We start from the raw sequence: 18376 nt of genomic DNA, 5'->3' as shown, positions 1-18376 counted from the left end.
TTGGCGCACACCGACGTGCCGGTACTCACTTGGCGCACACCGACTTGTCAGCGCTGGCCCGCTGGATTCCCGCCGGTGCCTTGGCCGGGGCGCCGACCGGCTGCCCGGCCTTCGTGAAGTCGCCGCCCAGCGTGAGCGTCATCGGCTCGCGCGCGCCCGCCTGCTGCCCGGTCGGCTTCATCGCCGAGGAGGGCAGTCCCATCATCGCCGCGAGCGCACGGGCCTGGTCGGCCTGGTCGGTGCCGTACTCCAGCGTGGTCTTCGGGACGTCGGGCTTCGACGAGTTGCCGCCGTTGGTCGCGAGCTTGGCGCCCTTGTTCAACTGGAGCCAGGACAGCGTCTCCTGGGCGGCGCCGCTGGGGCCGCCGCCGTTGAAAATGGTGACCCGTACCTCGTCGGCGGCGGCCTTGGTGCCCTTCAGCAGGGCGTCCTGCTTGGCACTGGCCTGTGCCTTCTGTTCCTTCTCCTGTTTCTTCACCTCGGTCAGCGAAGTGTCCGACTGCATCATCGCGAAGAGTGGATCGGCCTTCTCGTGGTTGACGACCACGGTGGCCTTCTTCTTCGGCGGCTCGTCCGGGTTGTCGAGGACCGGCAGGGTGGTGAAGGTGATGTTCTTGGGATCGACCTTGGCGACTTCCTCGGCCAGCGACTTGAGCCTGGAGATGCTGCCGATGCCGGAGTCGACGGTCATCGCCTTGGTCGCCGCGTCCGCCAGGCCGTAGAGCTTGGACGGGTTGGTCAGTGTCTCGCTGGACTTCATCTTGCGGATCATCGAGCTGAGGAACTGCTGCTGGGTCTCGATCCGGCTGAGGTCGGAGCCGCTGCCGAAACTGTGCCTGGTACGGACGAAGGCCAGCGCCTGTTCGCCCTGAAGGGTGTGGTTTCCCTTGGTGAGCTTGAGCTTGGAGTCCACGTCGTTGACGTCCCTGGCGACACAGACGTCCACGCCGCCGACCGCGGTGCTCAGCGTCTTCACCGCGTTGAAGTCGACCATCATGAAGTGGTCGACGGTCAGCCCGGTGATCTCCTTGACCGTGCGCATGGTGCAGCCGGGGTCGCGCCCCGACTGGCCGAGGCTGGTGTTGAAGCGGTCCTTCGGGCTGCCGGGGATGACCTTCTCCGAGCCGTCCGGCTGCTTGGTGGGGCAGTCGGGGATCGGGATCTTCAGGTCACGCGGGATCGACAGCGCCGTGGCGTTGGTGCGGTCCTTGGAGACGTGGAAGAGGATCGTGGTGTCGGCGTGGCCGGGGCTGTCCTTGTCGCCGTAGCCCTCGTTGCCGTCGCCGATCCGCTTGTCGGTGCCGATGACCAGGATGTTGACGGCCTGGTCCTTCTTGAAGCCGCCCGAGCCGCCGGAGACGTCCACCGACTTCAGATTGCCGTTGAAGTGCTCGTACAGCGCCCATGCGCCGACCGACCCGGCCACCAGGGTGACGCCCAGCACGATGCCGGTCGTCTTCAGGGCCCGCTTGGGCTTGACCTGCTTGCGCTTGCGGCGCCCCGCCTGCTGCGTGCCGCCGCTGCTGGTGCCTCCCGGAGTGCCGCCCGGAGGAGAGGGGCGGCGGCTGCGCTGCGGCGGCACCTCGCGGCGCGGCGCAGCAGTTTCGCGGGCCCGCTGCTCGCGGGCCCCACGGCTCCGTCCACGCGCGGCGCCCTGGGACTGCCCCGCTCCTGCGGACCCTGCGGATTGATCCAGTCGCAGTTCGTAGTTGCCGGTGTGCGGGTTGAGAACCCACTGGTCAGCGGGGTCGATCTCGTCCGCCCCACGGCTTTGCGCGTCCACGGTTGCCTGAGTCCTCCGTCGGTCCCACGCGAGGCGCCTCCCCCCAGGCGCTCGGTCATTCGGTCCATTCGTGCGCGACCCATGAGGGCTCGTCGCACTGGATCGCGTCACACTATCTGCCCAGATCAGGCCCTAGCGACGGCAGTGACAAATTCCACGCCCCTTACAACCGGGCAATCCGTCCAAAACGCAACGGGGATCGCCCCGGGTTTGGGAATTGCTTTACCCGCACATGCCGGTCGCGGCGTTTGTACCTGCGAAAGTCGGGGTCGGGGTCGGGGTGGCGGGGCCCTGGTCGTCGGGCTTCGGGTCCTCACGCACGGTGTCGGTCCCGGGCTTCGCCGGCTTGACGGGCGTCACCGTTACGGGGGTGTCGTCCCGCAGCTGCCGGAAGAGATCAGCCGCCTGCGGCTGGACGAGCTCGTCCCGGTTGCGGTCGTAGGTGTAGGGCCGCCGGGGCACCGTCATGAACTGGATCTTCTCCGACGGCACGTCCCGCGCACTGCTCACCAGGTCGTACAGATCGCGCAGCGAGTCCAGCCCGGGGTCCGTGGTCAGCGACTTGGTCGCGGCGTCCAGCACCGGGTAGAGCTTCGTCGGGTTCAGCAGGACGCCGTTGCTCTGCATCTTGTTGACGAGCGAGGCGAGGAACTGCTGCTGGCGGTCCATCCGTTCGGTGTCGCTGCCGCCCCCGATGCTCTTGCGGGCGCGTACGTAGCCCAGCGCCTGCTCGCCGTTGAGGGTCTGCGGTCCTGCCGGGAGCTTCAGGTGCGCGTCCCGGTCGTTGATCGGCTCCTTGAGGCAGATGGCGACGCCGTCGACCGCGTCCACCATGTCCTTGAAGCCCTGGAAGTCGACCACCATGTGGTGGTCGAGCCGGATCCCGGTCATCTTCTCGACGGTCCGGATCGTGCAGGCCGTACCGCCCATCTGGAACGCCCAGTTGAACTGCGCGAACATCGCCCGGGTGCGGGTGCCGTCCGGCTTCGTGCAGCTGGGGATGTCCGTCATCAGATCGCGCGGGATGGACACGGCGGTGGTGCTGGAGCGGTCGGCGGCCAGATGCAGCAGGATCGTGGTGTCCGAGCGCTGGGTGCCCTCGTCGCGGCCGTACTTGGCGTTGCCGCCCGCGCGGGTGTCGGAGCCGATCAGCAGGATGTTCTGCGCGTTCAGCGCCGCCTTGGCCTGCTGGGGGCGGTCCTTCTCCCAGGCGCGGAGCTCGGCGGCGGCACCGGTGTCGGTGGTGATGTTGCCGTCCAGCTTCTGGTAGAACCACCAGCCCGCCCCGGCGGCCCCCAGCACCACCACCGCCGCCCCCGCGGCGGCCCGGCGGACCCAGCGGCGACGGCGGGCCGGGGCGTCGGGGGAGGGATCCGGGGAGGGGCCGGGTGACTGGCCGGGCGTGGCGGGGGAGTCCTCGGCCCTGCCGCTCGGCTTGTCCTCGCCGTCCGGCTCGGCCGCACCCCCCGGCTTGTCCTCGCCGTCCGGCTCGGCCGCACCCCCCGGCTTGTCTGCCCCGCCCGGCTTCTCCTTGCTGTCCGGGCCGGCCCCACCGCCCGGCTTGTCCTTGCCGTCCGGCGTGTTCCCGTCGTCCGCGCCCGCAGCTGCCCCGGCCGCCCCGCCGGGTTCCGTGGGGCCCTCGGGTGGGCCGTCCGCCGTTGCCGACTCGTCCGGTTCGTGGGGCGTGCCAGCACTGTCGGTCACGTCTGCGTCCATCCTCGTACGGAGTCGGCGGCACGCTGGGCCGTCGATCGCAGGAGTAGACGGCTGAAACCAGCGCTTGGTTGTGCGTGCAACCGATCATGTACCGAGGTCGCTCCCCGGTCCGCGAGGCCGGGCCCCGGTTCACCGGATGAGCGGTCCCCGGCGGCGTACCCGCGCTACGACCCGGCGGGAGTCCTCACCGTGTGCGTGACGCGCTCGCTCGCGACGCGCCCCGCGAGGTCCTCGGCGGACAGCCGGCCGAGGTTCCGGCACAGCACGATCGAGCCACCGGCGGCCAGCGGCGCGTACAGACCGGAGGAGAGCCCCTCCCACGTGTCGTACGAGAGTCCCGACAGCACCCGGGACCCCGGAGCGAGCCCGAGCGCCGCCGCGTCCGCCCGCGCCCGCTCCACCAGGGCGGCCGCCGTCAGCTCCGTACCGCCGACGCTCAGGGCGGTGTCCTCGGGGTCGACCGGGGCGAAGGGGGCGAATTGGTCGCCCTGGGAGGGGACTTCGACCGCGTAGTCCGCGAAGCCCTCCGGCGGCTGCGGGAACCGGCCACCCAGCGGACGCAGTGCCAGCGCGATCCGCTCGCCCCGGCCGGCCCGCGCCGCCTCCAGCGAGTCGGGCCCGCTGACCACCACGTCCGCCGCCTCCGGCTTCCCCCGTACGTCGGCCTCGACGCCCACCGAGGAGCAGGCGAGCAGCCAGACGGCGGTCTGCCAGTGCGCGGGCAGATGCAGCGCGAGCCGGTCGCCGGGGCCCGCGGACAGGTCGCCCTGCAGCAGATTGGCGGTCTTGGCCACCCAATTGGCGAAGGTGGCCACGGACAGTTCGACGCGCTCGCCCGTCGCGTCGTCGTAGAAGGTGACGAGGGGGCGGCCCGGGTCCGTGGCGAGTGCGGAACGCAGCAGGTCGGCAGGGGTGCGGTCGGTGGTGTTCATCCGAGGAGCGTACGCCCGGGGCCCCTCGCCCGCGGGCCGTCGTCGGGGCGCGGAAGACACCCGTCCGGCAGACAGGGCGTCAATTCACCGATGGACAGATTTATATGACTATGTCCAAGATTTGGTGCATGCGTGCACTCGTTGGTTCTTCGATCGCACTCGCCTGTGCGTCCGTACTCGCGCTCACCCTCGCCCTGCCCGACGGCGTGCCGGCCCCGGCGGGTTCCGACAACGCGGGCCCGGGCGGGACGCGGGCCGCGGACCTGCCCGGCACCACCCGCTCGCTCCCGCTCCTGCCGCTGGGCGGACGGAGCACGGACCGGTCGCTGCGGTCGGTGCCCGCCATTGCGGCGATGGGGGCCGACTCCCGTGACGTACCGCCGTTCTCGCTTCTCGGAGTGGTCTGGGACGACCCGGGTGCCGTACTGGAAGGGCGGGTCCAGGTCCGTACGAGACCGGTCGGCAGCCGGGTCTGGTCCGGCTGGCAGGACCTGATCGCCGGTCACGCGGACCACGGAGCCGACCCCGCGTCGGCGGAGGCCCGCACCGGGCGCACCCGCGGCTCGACGGCCCCGCTCTGGGTCGGCCCCTCCGACGGCGTCGAGGCACGCGTCCAGCCCCGCACCGAAGCGGGCGCACGGACGGCGGCGGGCTCCGGCGCGACCCCGCCGCTGCCCGAGGGGCTGCGCCTCGACCTCGTCGACCCGGGCGCCGACCCGGTCGGCGGCAGAATGCGCGCGCCCGCCGCCGGCCTGGTGCTCCCGGCGCTCACCGACCGCCAGACCAGGGCCGAAGCGGAAGCGGAATGGGGTACTTCGCGGCGGCACATCGGGCCCCGGCCGCGGATCGTCACGCGCAAGGGCTGGGGCGCGGACGAGCGGCTGAAGGAGAAGGGATACGTGTACACGAAGACGATCAAGGCGGCCTTCGTGCACCACAGCGCGTCCGGCAATGGGTACAGCTGTTCGCAGTCCGGCTCCGTACTTCGCAGTATCTACCGCTACCACGTCAAGAGCAGTGGATGGCGTGACTTCGGCTACAACTTCGCCGTCGACAAGTGCGGCAACGTCTACGAAGGACGTGCCGGAGGTGTGGCCAAGCCGGTGCTCGGGGCGCACACTCTCGGTTTCAACACCAACAGCATGGGCATCGCCGTCCTCGGGACGTACACCTCGTCCGCTCCGTCCAAGGCTGCGGTGAACGCCGTGGCGAAACTCGCCGCCTGGAAGCTCGGACTGCACGGCGCCAACCCGAAGGGCACCACCCACCTCACCTCAGGGGGCAGCAACCTCTACAAGAAGGGCAGGAACGTCCGGCTCAACGTCATCTCGGGACACCGGGACGGCTTTGCCACCGAGTGCCCCGGCGGACGCCTGTACCGGAAGCTCGGGACCGCCAGGTCGTCGGCCGCCCGGCTCCAGGGCCGCTGACCGGAGCGCGACGTACACGGCGTGCCCCGTCGTCGCCGCGAGGGGCACCGATCGGGACGCATCGGTCGGGACGCACCGATCAGGACGCACCGATCGGGACGCACCGATCGGGACGTACCGATCGGGACGTACCGATGAGGACGCATCGACAGGACGCATCGACAGGACGTATCGAACAGTCTGCATACACTGGCCGCCCACTGTCCGGCCGGCCCCAGCAGGAAGCAGAGACGACAAGGTGACTGAAGCGATCCTCCTGGTCGGAGGCAAGGGAACCCGGCTGCGGCCCCTCACGGTCAACACCCCCAAGCCCATGGTTCCCGCCGCCGGGGTGCCCTTCCTGACCCACCAGCTGGCCCGCGCGAGGGCGGCCGGAGTCGAACACATCGTGCTCGCCACCTCCTACCTCGCCGAGGTCTTCGAGCCCCACTTCGGCGACGGCTCCGCCCTCGGCCTGCACCTGGAGTACGTCACCGAGGACGAGCCGCTGGGTACCGGCGGCGCCATCCGCAACGTCGCCTCCCGCCTGCGGTCGGGCCCCGACGAGCCGGTCCTCATCTTCAACGGCGACATCCTCACCGGCCTCGACATCGCGGCCCTGGTCACCACCCACGAGACCTCCGGCGCCGATGTCTCGCTGCACCTCACCCGGGTCGAGGACCCGCGCGCCTTCGGCCTGGTCCCCACGGACGCCACCGGCCGGGTCACCGCCTTCCTGGAGAAGCCGCAGACCCCCGAGGAAATCGTCACCGACCAGATCAACGCGGGCGCCTACGTCTTCCGCCGCTCGGTCATCGACACCATCCCGGCCGGCCGCCCGGTCTCCGTCGAGCGCGAGACCTTCCCCGGTCTCCTCGCCTCCGGCGCCCACCTCCAGGGCATGGTCGACTCCACGTACTGGCTGGACCTGGGCACCCCGCAGGCCTTCGTCCGCGGCTCCGCGGACCTGGTGCAGGGCCGCGCACCCTCCCCGGCGGTCCCCGGCCGCTGCGGCGACCGGCTGATCATGCCGGGCGCGGACGTCGCCCAGGACGCGAAGCTCACCGGCGGCACGGCGGTGGGCGCCGACGCCGTGATCGGCGCGGGAGCACGCATCGAGGGCAGCACGATCCTCGCGGGAGCGGTGGTCGAAGCAGGCGCGGTGATCACCGACTCCCTGGTCGGCGCGGGAGCCAGGATCGGCGCCCGTACGACACTCCACGGCGCGGTCATCGGCGACGGCGCGGTGATCGGAGCCGACAACGAACTCCGCGAAGGCATCCGCGTGTGGTGCGACGCGCACCTCCCGGCGGCCTCGGTCCGCTTCTCCTCCGACCAGTAGCCCGCTTCTCCTCCGGCCGGTAGCCGGCTTCTCCTCCGGCCGGTAGCCGGCGCGGGTCTCCCCCGGCCGGGTAGGGCGACCGCCGCCTCAGAGGTGGGAGATCCGCCCCGGGGCGAGACGCGGGGCACGCCGGGGCGGGGTCAGTCCGGTGAGCAGGATCAGCCGGACGGCCCGGTGCCGCTGCCCCGCGTAGGGGGCCAGCAGCTCCAGCATGTCGGCGTCGGTGGCTCCGCGCCGCCCGGTCAGGGCGTACCCGACGATCCCCGGCAGGTGCAGGTCGCCCACGGTCAGCGCGTCGGGTGCGCCGTTGCTGCGCTGGAGGGTCTCGGCGGAGGTCCAGGGGCCGATGCCGGGAACGGCCTCCAGCCGCGCCTTCGCCTGCTCGTACGGCATGCCCGCCGCCTCCTCCAGCCGGGCGGCCACGCGGGCCGCGCGCACGACGGTGGCGGAGCGTTTGCCGTCCACGTTCGCCAGGTGCCACTCCCAGGAGGGGATGAGCGCCCAGGTCCGGGCGTCCGGCATGACGTAGAGGCCGTCCGGCACCCCGGGACCGCACGGTACCGGGGCGGGCTCCCCGAACTTCCGCACCAGATGCCGCCACGAGGCGTACGCCTCGGTGGTGGTGACCTTCTGTTCGAGCACCGACGGAATCAGCGACTCCAGTACGAGGCCGGTACGGCACAGCCGCAGCCACGGGTGCTGGCGTTCGGCACGCGCGACCACCTGGTGGCGCGCCACGAAGGGGGCCGGGTCGTCCAGCTCCCCGAGCAGCGCGGGAAGCCGTGCCATCAGCCACTCGGCGCCGGGGCCCCAGGCCTCCGCCTTCGCCGACGCCGCGAGCGGCTCGGCTGCGGGGCCCGCCGGTCCGGCCGCCACCCGCAGGGTCGCCGGCCCCTCGGGGGTACGGCTCACCCGCCATACGGCACCGTCGTCCGCCACCCGGTAGGCGGGGTCCGCACCCCCGCGCCGCAGCGGCCCCAGCACCCCCCGCACCTTAAATCTCCCAGCCACCCCTAAACCCTACGCGCCCCCTGCACACCCCAGCGGCCCCCTTGGCCGACGGGACCGCCCCCTCAGCCCTCCCGCCCCCTTGGGCGGCAGGGCCGCCCTGACCCCTACCCCTTACCCCCAGCCCCCTTGGGCGGCGGGGCCGCCCCCCAGCCCCTCGCCCCCCAGCCCCCTTGGGCGTCGGGGCCGCCCACACCCTTGCACCCCAGCCCCCTTGGGCGACGGGGCCGCCCCCGGGGGCGGAACGGGCGGGCAAGGGGGGCGGCCCCCGGCGGAGCCGAACCTCTCGCCCCCGCCCCACCCCGACGGAGCCGCCCACCCGGCCCGGCAACCCCACCCACCCCCGCCCCACCTCACCGCACCACAACAAACCCCTCCACACCCCGCGCCCCCCGCACCCCCGGCTCCCCCGCCGGATGCCCCACCGCCACCGCCCCCATCGGATCCCACCCCTCGGGCAACCCCAGCACCTCCCGCACCACAGGACGGCAGAACATCGTCGACGACACCCACGCCGAGCCCAGCCGCTCCCCGGCCAGCGCCACGAGGAAGTTCTGCACCCCGGCGCCCATCGCCACCACGAACATCTCCCGCTCTGCGGCATCCCGCCGCGCGTGCCCGTAGTCGTGCGCCCCGTCCATCACCAGACACGGCACCACCAGATACGGCGCCCGCCGCAGCACGTCCCCGCGCTTCACCCGCTTGGCGATCGACTCCTCCGACTTCCCGTCGCTGCGCAGATCGGCCACCCAGGCGTCCCGCATGGCGTCCAGCAGCCGGACCCGCGACTCCTCGCTCTCCAGCAGCACGAACCGCCACGGTGTCGTGTGGTGCGGCGCCGGTGCCGTCACCGCCGCCGCGACCGCCCGCCGCACCGCGCCGGGATCGACGGGCGCGTCGGTGAAGTCCCGTACCGTGCGGCGCTGCGTGACGGCTTCCCGTACCGCCTCCGACGTTCCCAGCCGGAACATGTCGTCGGCCGCACCACGCACCAGCGCCCGCGCGCCCGTGTCCTCCGCGTCCGCATGCACCACGTGCGGCAGCCCGCGCACCACCGCCACCGGCAGCCCCGCCGCCTTGCCCTTCACCAGGTCACCGGCGGCCGCCAGCTCGTCGGCGGTGGCCACGATCGTGGCGCTCAGCGGATTGCCGTACGCGTCGGTGCCGCCCCGCAGGTCGTCCAGCACCCGCACCCCGGCGGCCCCGATCGCCACATCGGTCAGCCCGCTGCGCCAGGGCCGCCCGAAGGTGTCGGTGACGACGACCCCGACCTCGACGCCCAGCGCGTCCCGTACGCCGTCCCGGATCGCCCGCGCCGAGGCGTCCGCGTCCTCGGGCAGCAGCAGTACGGTGCCGGCCGGGGTGTTGGAGGCGTCGACACCGGCGGCGGCCATGACCAGGCCCTGCCGGTTCTCGACGATCCGCAGCGTGCCGCGCCGGGCGACGACCCGTACCGTCTCCGCGTCGATCGCCTCCTCGCGGGAGTCGGCGGCGACGATCCGGCCCTCCGCCTTGCTCACGATCTTCGACGTGACGAGGAGTACGTCCCCGTCGGCCAGTGCGGGCTCCGCACCCGCGATCAGCTTGGCGAGGTCGTCCCCCTCGCGGACCTCGGGCAGCCCGGGCACCGCCCACACCCGGTATCCGTCGCGCCCGTCCCGTGCGCCGCTCACGCCCGTACCTCCGAGGCCAGCTCCAGCGCGGCCCGCGCCATGCCGGCGGTCGCCGCCAGGCCCGTCATCATCAGCGGTACGGCACGGCAGCGGATCCCGGCCTCCTCGACCGCCCGTACGGTGCCCGCGTCGACGGTGTCGACCAGCCAGCCGTCCAGCAGCCCCGAGCCGTAGTGCTGGGCCACGGCGGCCGCGGTCGACTCCACGCCGATGGCGGCGAGCACCTTGTCGGCCATGCCCCGCACGGGGGCGTCGCCCACGATGGGGGAGAGACCGACGACCGGTACCCCGGCGTTCGCGATCGCCTCGCGGATGCCGGGCACGGCGAGGATGGTGCCGACGCTCACCACCGGGTTCGACGGCGGGAAGAGGATGACGTCGGCCTCCGCGATCGCCTCAAGAACGCCAGGGGCGGGCTTGGCCTGGTCGGCACCGACCGGCACGATCGCCTGTGCTTCCACCGAGGCGCGCAGCTTCACCCAGTACTCCTGGAAGTGCACGGCCTTCCGCTCGCCGTCCACGTCGACCGCCACGTGCGTCTCCACGCGGTCGTCGGACATCGGGATGAGCCGCACGCCAGGCTCCCACCGCTTGCACAGCGCTTCGGTGACCGCGCTCAGCGGATATCCCGCGCCGAGCATCTGGGTCCGCACGATGTGCGTCGCGAAGTCGCGGTCGCCGAGCCCGAACCATTCGGGCCCGACGCCGTACGCCGCGAGCTCGGACTTGACCTGGAAGGTCTCCTCCGCCCGGCCCCAGCCCTGTTCCTCGTTGATGCCCCCGCCGAGGGTGTACATCACCGTGTCGAGGTCGGGACAGACCTTCAGCCCGAACAGATGAATGTCGTCACCGGTATTGCCGATGACCGTGATGTCCGCCTCCGGTGCGGCCTCCTTCAGCCCACGAAGAAAACGAGCACCACCGATACCGCCTGCCAAGACCACAATGCGCATGCCGAAGAGTCTGTCAGGCGCAGCCTGAATCCTTGAGGGGGATGGGGTATCCCCTGCTCCTCAAGAGCTTGGGGAAGGTCGGGTGACGGGTAGGACTGTCAGGCGGAGCCTGAATCCTTGAGGGGTGGTGGCCGGGTGACGGGTGGGACTGTCAGGCGCAGCCTGAATCCTTGAGGGGTGGTGGTCCCCGGCCGTCAGGCGGCGCCGACATCCTGCCGGGCGGCGGTGGAAGCACGGACGCTTCCGTACATCGGCATCTCGGTCAGCCCGGGGAAGTAGACGTGCAGACTCACGGCGGGCTCCAGGGAGTCGTTGACCACCTCGTGGACGTGGCCGGATACGGACACGTACTGCGCGCCCGTGCCGAGCGTGCGCGCTCCCTTGTCGTTACGCTCCGTGAGCTCGCCCTGGAGGACGGTGAGGACGCCGGTGGACGTGCCGTGGTCGTGCGCCCCGCTGCCCTGGCCCGGCACCCAGCTCAGCAGCCAGACCTCGTAACCGGGCCCGGTGCGCAGCCGGTGGTACCAGCGCGTGGTGGCGTCGTACTCGACGAGGTGGGCCCACTGGGTGCGGTCGGCCGCGATGGAGCGGGCGAGGCCGGCGAATTCGGCCACGGTGGTGGGGTGTTCACGGGCGGGGGCCAGAAGGTGCAGGACCTCAAGGATGTCGCCGGCGATCTGCAGGTCGCTGTCGCTGTTCATGATGCGGGGGTTCCTCGGCAGGAGAGTGCTGGGGTGTCGCAGAACGGTTCGCGGAGTGAGCCGCGGAGGTCGCGGGGTGAGCCGCGGAAAACAGCACGCGGGGTGCGGCGTGCGGAGGGTCAGAGCTGGAGCGCGGGTGGCTTCAACAGCTGTGACAGCGGCAGCTGGGACAACAGCCGGCAGACATGCAGCGGATCGGGGCAGCGCTGCGGACCACACGAGTGTGGGTCCGGGTGCGCACTGCGGTCGCTGGCATAAGGACAAAGGTGACGGGCATCGTCACCCGCTGTCAACTCGATGACCGATTTGGCCCCCATGTTTCACCTCTTCCGGTTGCGTCGGCCGGAGAAAGGTTTGTGCAGCCGCTGACGAGGAGAGACCGCGCTTCATCAGTGCTGCGGCGGCGCGCATGCGCGCCGCCGCCGTCTCGTGATCCGACTGTGATCCGAGTCGCTTCGCCGCCCCCGGGCGCAACAAGATCAATCCAAACCGCGTCTTCCTCCGCGTGCGGGGTACCCGCACAGACAGCGGAGTCATGTGTCATGGTTTTTGGCGATTTGAACACTTTCTGCATAGCCTTGGTTCCGCAGAGTGAATAACGGGCCCAATAGCAGATCTCGGCTTGACTGCCACGGAGCTACACACTTGTAATTTCACTCGTGTCGTTCGGCCGGATTCGGTAACGGCAACATCACGGGGAAAGCAAAAGACAGACGAGGGGCGCACATGACCGAGCTGTTCCAGCAACTGCTGGTCGAGGACGCGGACGAGGAACTCGGCTGGCAGGAGCGCGCCTTGTGCGCCCAGACCGATCCCGAGTCCTTCTTTCCCGAGAAGGGCGGTTCCACCCGCGAGGCGAAGAAGGTCTGCCTCGCGTGCGAAGTCCGCTCCGAATGCCTTGAATACGCGCTGTCGAAGGACGAACGCTTCGGAATCTGGGGCGGACTGTCGGAACGTGAACGCCGGAGACTGAAGAAGGCCGCCGTCTGAGCGACACCGGGACCGCCCGGCGAGCGCCCTCCCCCGAGGGGAGCTCGGGCCACCACCCCAGCAAAACAGCACAAGGTTGTACACAAGTGACGGTCCGCCGCCTGCCCCTTCCCCGCAGGCGGCGGACCGTCCGCAGGTGCAGCCGTTAGTGTGGGCCGCTGTCCAGCGATCGCATCCGACGCCCCCAAGGGCACGCGCGTGCGCCGCAGTCAGCAACACCAGCCTTCCGGGGGGCGACCCCCGGACCCAGGCCGGAGGGCCCGTACGTCGATGTCCGTCAGCCAATCAACGGCCCCGTACGCGGCCGCCGCCACCCCGCCCGAGTTCCCCCGGCACGTCGTCACCGCCGTACTCGTCTCCCACGACGGTGCGCGCTGGCTGCCCGACGTACTGCAGGGGCTGCTCGGCCAGGAACGCCCCGTGCAGAACGCCGTCGCCGCCGACACCGGCAGCGCCGACGACTCCGCCCGCCTCGTCACCGAGGCCCTGGGCGACGAACGGGTCCTGCACCTCGCCCGCCGTACCGGCTTCGGCACCGCCGTCGAGGAAGCCGTCCGTACGGCAGGGGTCCTCACCCCCGAAGAGCTCCCGTACCTGAAGAAGCCCAGCGGCTGGGACCCCGTCAGCAGGCAGTGGCGCGACGACGCCTACGACCTGCCCGACCTGCCGCACGGCGAGCCCGTCCAGTGGCTGTGGCTGCTGCACGACGACAGCGCGCCCGCCCCCGACGCCCTCGCCGAACTGCTCCGCGTCGCCGACTCCGACCAGTACGCCGCGATCGTCGGCCCCAAACTCCGCGGCTGGTACGACAGGAAGCAGCTCCTCGAAGTCGGCGTCTCCATCGCCAACAGCGGACGCCGCTGGACCGGCCTCGACCGCCGCGAACAGGACCAGGGCCAGCACGACCAGGTCCGCTCCGTACTCTCCGTCTCCAGCGCCGGCATGCTGATCCGCCGCGACGTCTGGGAACAGCTCGGCGGCTTCGACCGGCGGCTGCCGCTGATGCGCGACGACGTCGACCTCTGCTGGCGCGCGCACGCGGCAGGACATCACGTCCTGGTGGCCCCCGACGCCGTCCTGCGGCACGCGGAGGCCGCCGCCCGCGAGCGCCGCACCGTCGACTGCGCCGGGCGCAGCGTCGCCAACCCGCACCGCGTCGACAAGGCGGGCGCCGTCTACACGATGCTCGCCAACGCGCGGGGCGCGGTACTGCCCTACGTGCTGCTGCGGCTCGTCGTCGGCACCGTCCTGCGCACCCTCGCCTACCTCGTCGGCAAGGTGCCCGGGCAGGCGGTCGACGAGGTCACCGGACTGATGGGCGTACTGCTGCGGCCCGGACGGGTCCTGGCCGCCCGCAAGGCACGCGGCAGGGGCACCGTCGAGGCGAGCGAACTGCGCCCGCTGTTCCCGCCGCCCGGCGCCACCCTGCGCGCCACCGTCGAACAGGTCGCCGGCTCCTTCGGCGGCAGCACCGACGCCGACTCCGGCGGCTCCCGCCACGGCGCCGTCGAGAGCGGCCCCGGCGGCGACGACGCGGACTTCCTGGAGGTCGAGCAGTTCGCCCGGGTCAAGAAGGTCGCCCGCAAGCCGGGCCCGGTCCTCTTCGCGCTGCTGCTCGTCGCCTCCCTGATCGCCTGCCGCGGCCTCCTCGGCAGCGGCTCCCTCGCGGGCGGCGCACTCCTGCCGGCCCCCGAAGCGGCATCCGAGCTGTGGGCACGCTTCGCCCACGCCTGGCACCCCACCGGCATCGGCGGCACCCAGACCGCCCCGCCCTACCTCGCCCTGCTCGCCGGCCTCGCCACCCTGCTCCTCGGCTCCACCAACGCCGCCCTCACCGTGCTGCTGGTCTGCTCCGTACCGCTGGCCGGGCTGAGCGCGTACTTCGCCTCCCGCCCGCTGGTCGAGTCCCGGCTGCTGCGCGCCTGGGCGTCCGTCGCCTACGCCTTCCTGCCCGCCGTCACCGGCGCGCTGGCGGGCGGGCGCATCGGCACCGCCGTGCTCGCCGTGCTGCTGCCCCTGATCGCGCGCTGCGCGGTCTCCGCGAGCGGTGCGCGCGGCACGGGCGGCGCCCGCTCCAGCTGGCGCTCGGTGTGGTCGTACGCCCTGCTGCTGAGCGTCGCGACGGCCTTCACCCCCGTCGTGTGGCCGCTCGCCGTACTGCTCGGCCTCGGCGTCCTGGTGCTGCGGCGCGGCGACCTGGTGCCGTACGCCCTGCGCTTCGCCGCGGCCGTCGGCACCCCGCTGCTGGTGCTCGCGCCCTGGTCGCTGTCCCTGCTGACCGACCCGGCGGCGCTGCTGCGCGAGGCGGGGCTGCCCTTCGGGGCGGGCTCGGCCACCGCGCTCGACCTGCTGGGCATCAGCCCCGGCGGCCCCAGGACGGCCGGCGGCCTGCTGCTCATCGGCATCGTCCTGGCCGCCCTGGCCGCCCTGCTGCGCGGTGAGCGGCAGTTCGCCATCCGTGCCGCCTGGGTCGTCGCCCTGCTCGCCCTCGTCCTCGCCGTGGTGACCAACCGGGACGGCTGGGCCGGGCCCGCGACGCTCGTCTACGGCCTCGCGCTGATCGCCGCCACCGTGCTGGGCGCGGACGGCGCGCGCGAGCGGGTCGCCGCGCAGAGCTTCGGCTGGCGCCAGCCGGTCGCCGTACTCATCGCCTTCGCGGCGGCCGTCGGTCCGGCACTGGCCGCCGTCGGCTGGGTGATCACCGGCGCCAGCGGGCCGCTGGACCGGCGCGACCCGGTCCAGGTACCCGCCTTCGTCGCCGAGGAGAGCGCCACCCGCGACCAGCCCCGCACCCTGGTCCTCGGCGGCAGCGCGGCCGACCGCGTCTCGTACTCGCTGGTACGGGGCTCCGGCGGACGGCTCGGCGACGCCGAACTGACCGCGGCGGCCGGGGACACCCCCCAGCTCGACCGCATCGTCTCCAACCTGGTGGCGGGCTCCGGCGCCGACCAGGCAGGCCAGCTCGGCGGATTCGCCGTCCGCTACGTCCTCGCGCGCAGCGACGCACCGCGCGAGATGAGCCGGGTCCTCGACTCCACGCCCGGCCTCAGCAGGCTCAGCCAGCTCGACGGCAGCTCCCTGTGGCGGGTCGACCGCCAGGTCGCCCGGCTGATGGTCGTGCCGCGGGGGGAGGGCGCCGAAGCGGTGCCCGTCGCCTCCCAGGCAATCGAGGCGCACACCACCGTTCCCGAGGGCGGGGAGGGCCGCGTACTGCGCCTCGCGGACGCCGCCGCACCGGGCTGGAAGGCCGTGCTCGACGGCCGCGAACTCACGAAGAAGACCGTCGACGGCTGGGCGCAGGGCTTCGACCTGCCCGCGGGCGGCGGCAAGCTGGACCTGACCTACGAGGCCCCGGTCGCCCGCACCGCCTGGCTCTGGGTCCAGGGCGCGCTCGCCGTCCTCCTGGTGATCCTCGCGCTGCCCGGCCGTCGCCGGCAGATCGACGACGACCTGCCCGAGCAGGCCGCGCCGGACTTCCCCGCCGAGGCGATGGAGGGCGAGGGCCGCAGGGCGCGCAGGCTGCGCGCGGCCGCCGAGGCGCAGGCCGAGCAGCAGGAGCCCGCGGCCCCGGTCGCCGACCCCTACGCCGCCCCGTACCCGTCTCCCGGCTTCGAGGCCGAGTACCCCCGGGAGACGGACGACCGCCAGAACACGTACGCGGCGGTGCCCCCGCAGGCGTCGTACGGAGAATGGGACGGCACCGCCAACGCCAACGCCACCGCCTACGCGGGAGCTGACGCGGAAGCGGAGTACGGACAGCGGGAGCAGGGGCGGCAGGAGTACGACCGGCAGGAGTACGGGCAACCGGAGTACGACCGGCAGGACTACGGCCGGCAGGAGCACGACAGTCAGGACTACGGTCGGCCGTACGGCGAGCAGCCGGCGGGCCACGGCACCGGACAGTCCTACGGCGAGCAGCAGGGCTACGGCGAAGGCCAGTACGACCCCTACGGCTACACCGCCCAGCCGCAGGGCCCCGCGCAGGGCCGGCAGGCCTACGTCCCCTACCCGACGGGCGGCTACGACGGACAGCCCGCACAGCCGGGTGACGACTCCGCACCGCAAGGACAGCCGGGTCACGCCTCCGAGTGGCCGCAGCAGCCGGGCCACGCCCCCGCGCGCCCCGCCCACGACCCCGCGCGGCAGCCCGAGTACGACCAGGAAACCGGCAGGCCGCGCCCCGACGGGAGCAACAACCGATGAACCGCCCCGCCCTCTCCCTGCTCGCGGCCGCCACCGCACTCGCCGCCGTCACCGGTTTCGCCGTCCTCACGACGCCGGATGCCGGGACCGGCGCGGCCGGCACCGCGACGGCCGGCGCCCGGGCCGCCCGGCAGCCCGTGGAACGTTCCAGCCTGCTGTGCCCCGCGCCCAGCACCTCGGACCTCGCGGAGACGACGTACACCTCGTTCACGCCGAAGACCGAGGGCGGCGGGACCGGTGGCCAGGACGGTGCGAAGCCCGGCCGGGCCCAGCTGCTGCCCGCCGGCATCGCAGCCGGGAAGCCGGTCGTCTCCCTCACGGAGCCGGGGAAGCCCGTCACGGCCACCGCGGACGGCGCCGAGTCCCCGGCCCTCGTCGGCACCGCCGACGGTGCGCTCGCGCCCGGCTGGGCCGCACAGCAGACCACCAAGGTCTCCGCCGGAGGAGCCCGCGGAGTGCTCGGGCTGAGCTGCTCCGCGCCGGACACCGACTTCTGGTTCCCCGGGGCGAGCACCGCCACGGCGCGCCAGGACTACGTCCACCTCACCAACCCCGACGACTCCGCCGCCGTCGCCGACGTCCGGCTGTACGGCCCGCAGGGACTCCTGAAGTCCGACGCGGGGGAGAACATCACCATTCCGCCGCACGCCAGCGTTCCGGTGCTGCTGTCCACCCTCTCGGCCACCCGCGTGGCCGACGCGACCGTGCACGTCACCACGCGCTCGGGCCGGGTCGCCGCCGCCGTGCAGGCCATGGAGGACAAGTCGGGCAGCGACTGGCTGGCCGCCTCTGCGGACCCCTCGGGCAGCGTGGTGATCCCGGGCATCCCGGCCGACGCGACGAACGTGCGGCTGGTGCTGTTCGCCACCGGCGACGACGACGCGGACCTGAAGGTGAAGCTGGCCGGCGCCAACGGTTCGCTCACCCCCTCCGGAGCGGAGTCGGTGCACGTCAAGTCCGGCATGACCACCTCCGTCGACCTGCGGGACGTCAGCCAGGGCGAGGCCGGCGCCCTGGTGCTCAGCCCGTCCCAGGGCGGCAAGGGCGCCCCCGTGGTCGCCGCGGTGCGCATCGCGCGCGGCAAGAACGCCGACCAGGAGATCGCCTTCGTCCCGGCGGCCGCCCCGGTGGGCGCGCGCTCCACCGCGGCGGACAACCGCGCCCAGGGCGCGGTCCTCTCACTGACCGCGCCGGGCGCGGCGGGCGAGGTGAAGGTGACCGCGTCGCCGGGCAGCGGTGGCGGTGCGAGCGTCGTCAAGACGTACCAGGTCAAGGCGGGCACGACACAGTCGGTGACGGCTCCCGTGCCCACCGGCCTCAAGGGGAGTTACGCCCTGACCGTCGAGACGGTGTCGGGAGGGCCCGTGCACGCGTCACGGATGCTCCAGTTCCAGCAGGGCCGCATCCCGATGTTCACCATCCAGACGCTGCCCGACGACAAGGGAACGGTCGTCGTGCCCCGCGCCCAGAGCGACCTGTCGGTCCTGGACGACTGAGGCACACAGTGCGGAAGTGCCCTCACGCGTGCGTGGGGGCGCTTCCCGCGGCGCTCGCCGGGATGCAGCGCTCGCCGACATGCGGCACTCGTCCTGTCGTGAGGGACCCGGTCCGGTGGTGACAGGGCCCTCGTCCTGCCGTGACGGGGCCTTGGCCCGGCCGTGACGGT

Annotated in this window: 12 protein-coding genes; 5 read left to right on the top strand and 7 right to left on the bottom strand. The window is 72.6% G+C overall.

Annotation, left to right across the window (positions count from 1 at the left end):
* Positions 1-25 precede the first annotated feature (25 nt).
* The 3 genes from ACFWVV_RS28565 to ACFWVV_RS28555 all read right to left on the bottom strand — a co-directional run bounded on the left by ACFWVV_RS28565 (position 26) and on the right by ACFWVV_RS28555 (position 4431).
* Positions 26-1783, bottom strand: a complete 1758-nt coding sequence (locus ACFWVV_RS28565; RefSeq protein ID WP_384355225.1) for an LCP family protein — start codon at positions 1781-1783, stop codon at positions 26-28.
* A gap of 222 nt (positions 1784-2005) precedes the next feature.
* Positions 2006-3487, bottom strand: coding sequence for an LCP family protein (locus tag ACFWVV_RS28560; RefSeq protein ID WP_384355227.1), 1482 nt, complete (start codon positions 3485-3487; stop codon positions 2006-2008).
* A 176-nt stretch (positions 3488-3663) separates the two neighbouring features.
* A complete protein-coding gene (locus ACFWVV_RS28555; protein WP_384355229.1) occupies positions 3664-4431 on the bottom strand; it encodes a TIGR03089 family protein in 768 nt (255 codons plus the stop codon).
* A 128-nt stretch (positions 4432-4559) separates the two neighbouring features.
* Between ACFWVV_RS28555 and ACFWVV_RS28550 the strand changes: the two genes are divergently transcribed.
* Both ACFWVV_RS28550 and ACFWVV_RS28545 read left to right on the top strand, forming a co-directional pair.
* Entirely contained in the window at positions 4560-5861 is a 1302-nt protein-coding gene (locus ACFWVV_RS28550; protein WP_384355231.1) for a peptidoglycan recognition protein, read from the top strand.
* 238 nt (positions 5862-6099) lie between these two features.
* A complete protein-coding gene (locus ACFWVV_RS28545; protein ID WP_384355233.1) occupies positions 6100-7182 on the top strand; it encodes a sugar phosphate nucleotidyltransferase in 1083 nt (360 codons plus the stop codon).
* Between the two features lie 87 nt (positions 7183-7269).
* Here ACFWVV_RS28545 and ACFWVV_RS28540 read toward each other — a convergent pair whose 3' ends face one another.
* From ACFWVV_RS28540 to ACFWVV_RS28525, 4 genes are all read right to left on the bottom strand, one after another.
* The gene (locus ACFWVV_RS28540; protein WP_384355235.1) at positions 7270-8193 is read right to left on the bottom strand and encodes a DNA-3-methyladenine glycosylase family protein; all 924 of its coding nucleotides are present in this window, start codon (positions 8191-8193) and stop codon (positions 7270-7272) included.
* Positions 8194-8543: 350 nt separating this feature from the next.
* Positions 8544-9863, bottom strand: coding sequence for a coenzyme F420-0:L-glutamate ligase (locus ACFWVV_RS28535; protein WP_384355237.1), 1320 nt, complete (start codon positions 9861-9863; stop codon positions 8544-8546).
* Positions 9860-10816: a 2-phospho-L-lactate transferase gene (gene cofD / locus ACFWVV_RS28530; RefSeq protein WP_384355239.1), complete on the bottom strand. Its 957-nt coding sequence runs from the start codon at positions 10814-10816 to the stop codon at positions 9860-9862. Before cofD ends, ACFWVV_RS28535 begins: the two co-directional genes overlap by 4 nt.
* A 194-nt stretch (positions 10817-11010) precedes the next feature.
* Entirely contained in the window at positions 11011-11517 is a 507-nt protein-coding gene (locus ACFWVV_RS28525; protein ID WP_384355241.1) for a cysteine dioxygenase, read from the bottom strand.
* Positions 11518-12243: 726 nt separating this feature from the next.
* Here ACFWVV_RS28525 and ACFWVV_RS28520 point away from each other — a divergent pair.
* The 3 genes from ACFWVV_RS28520 (at position 12244) to ACFWVV_RS28510 (ending at position 18206) form a co-directional block, all read left to right on the top strand.
* Complete coding sequence (locus ACFWVV_RS28520; protein WP_018103995.1) at positions 12244-12507, top strand: WhiB family transcriptional regulator; 264 nt, start codon at positions 12244-12246, stop codon at positions 12505-12507.
* 270 nt (positions 12508-12777) lie between these two features.
* Entirely contained in the window at positions 12778-16710 is a 3933-nt protein-coding gene (locus ACFWVV_RS28515) for a glycosyltransferase (RefSeq protein ID WP_384355243.1), read from the top strand.
* Positions 16707-18206: a DUF5719 family protein gene (locus tag ACFWVV_RS28510; protein ID WP_384355245.1), complete on the top strand. Its 1500-nt coding sequence runs from the start codon at positions 16707-16709 to the stop codon at positions 18204-18206. The genes ACFWVV_RS28515 and ACFWVV_RS28510 overlap by 4 nt, the downstream gene beginning before the upstream one ends.
* The last annotated feature ends 170 nt before the right edge of the window (positions 18207-18376 follow it).

The organism is Streptomyces sp. NPDC058663 (assembly GCF_042716745.1).
GTDB lineage: Bacteria > Actinomycetota > Actinomycetes > Streptomycetales > Streptomycetaceae > Streptomyces.
The sequence above is the reverse complement of the archived record's forward strand: the minus strand, read 5'-3'. Positions and strand labels throughout refer to the sequence as shown.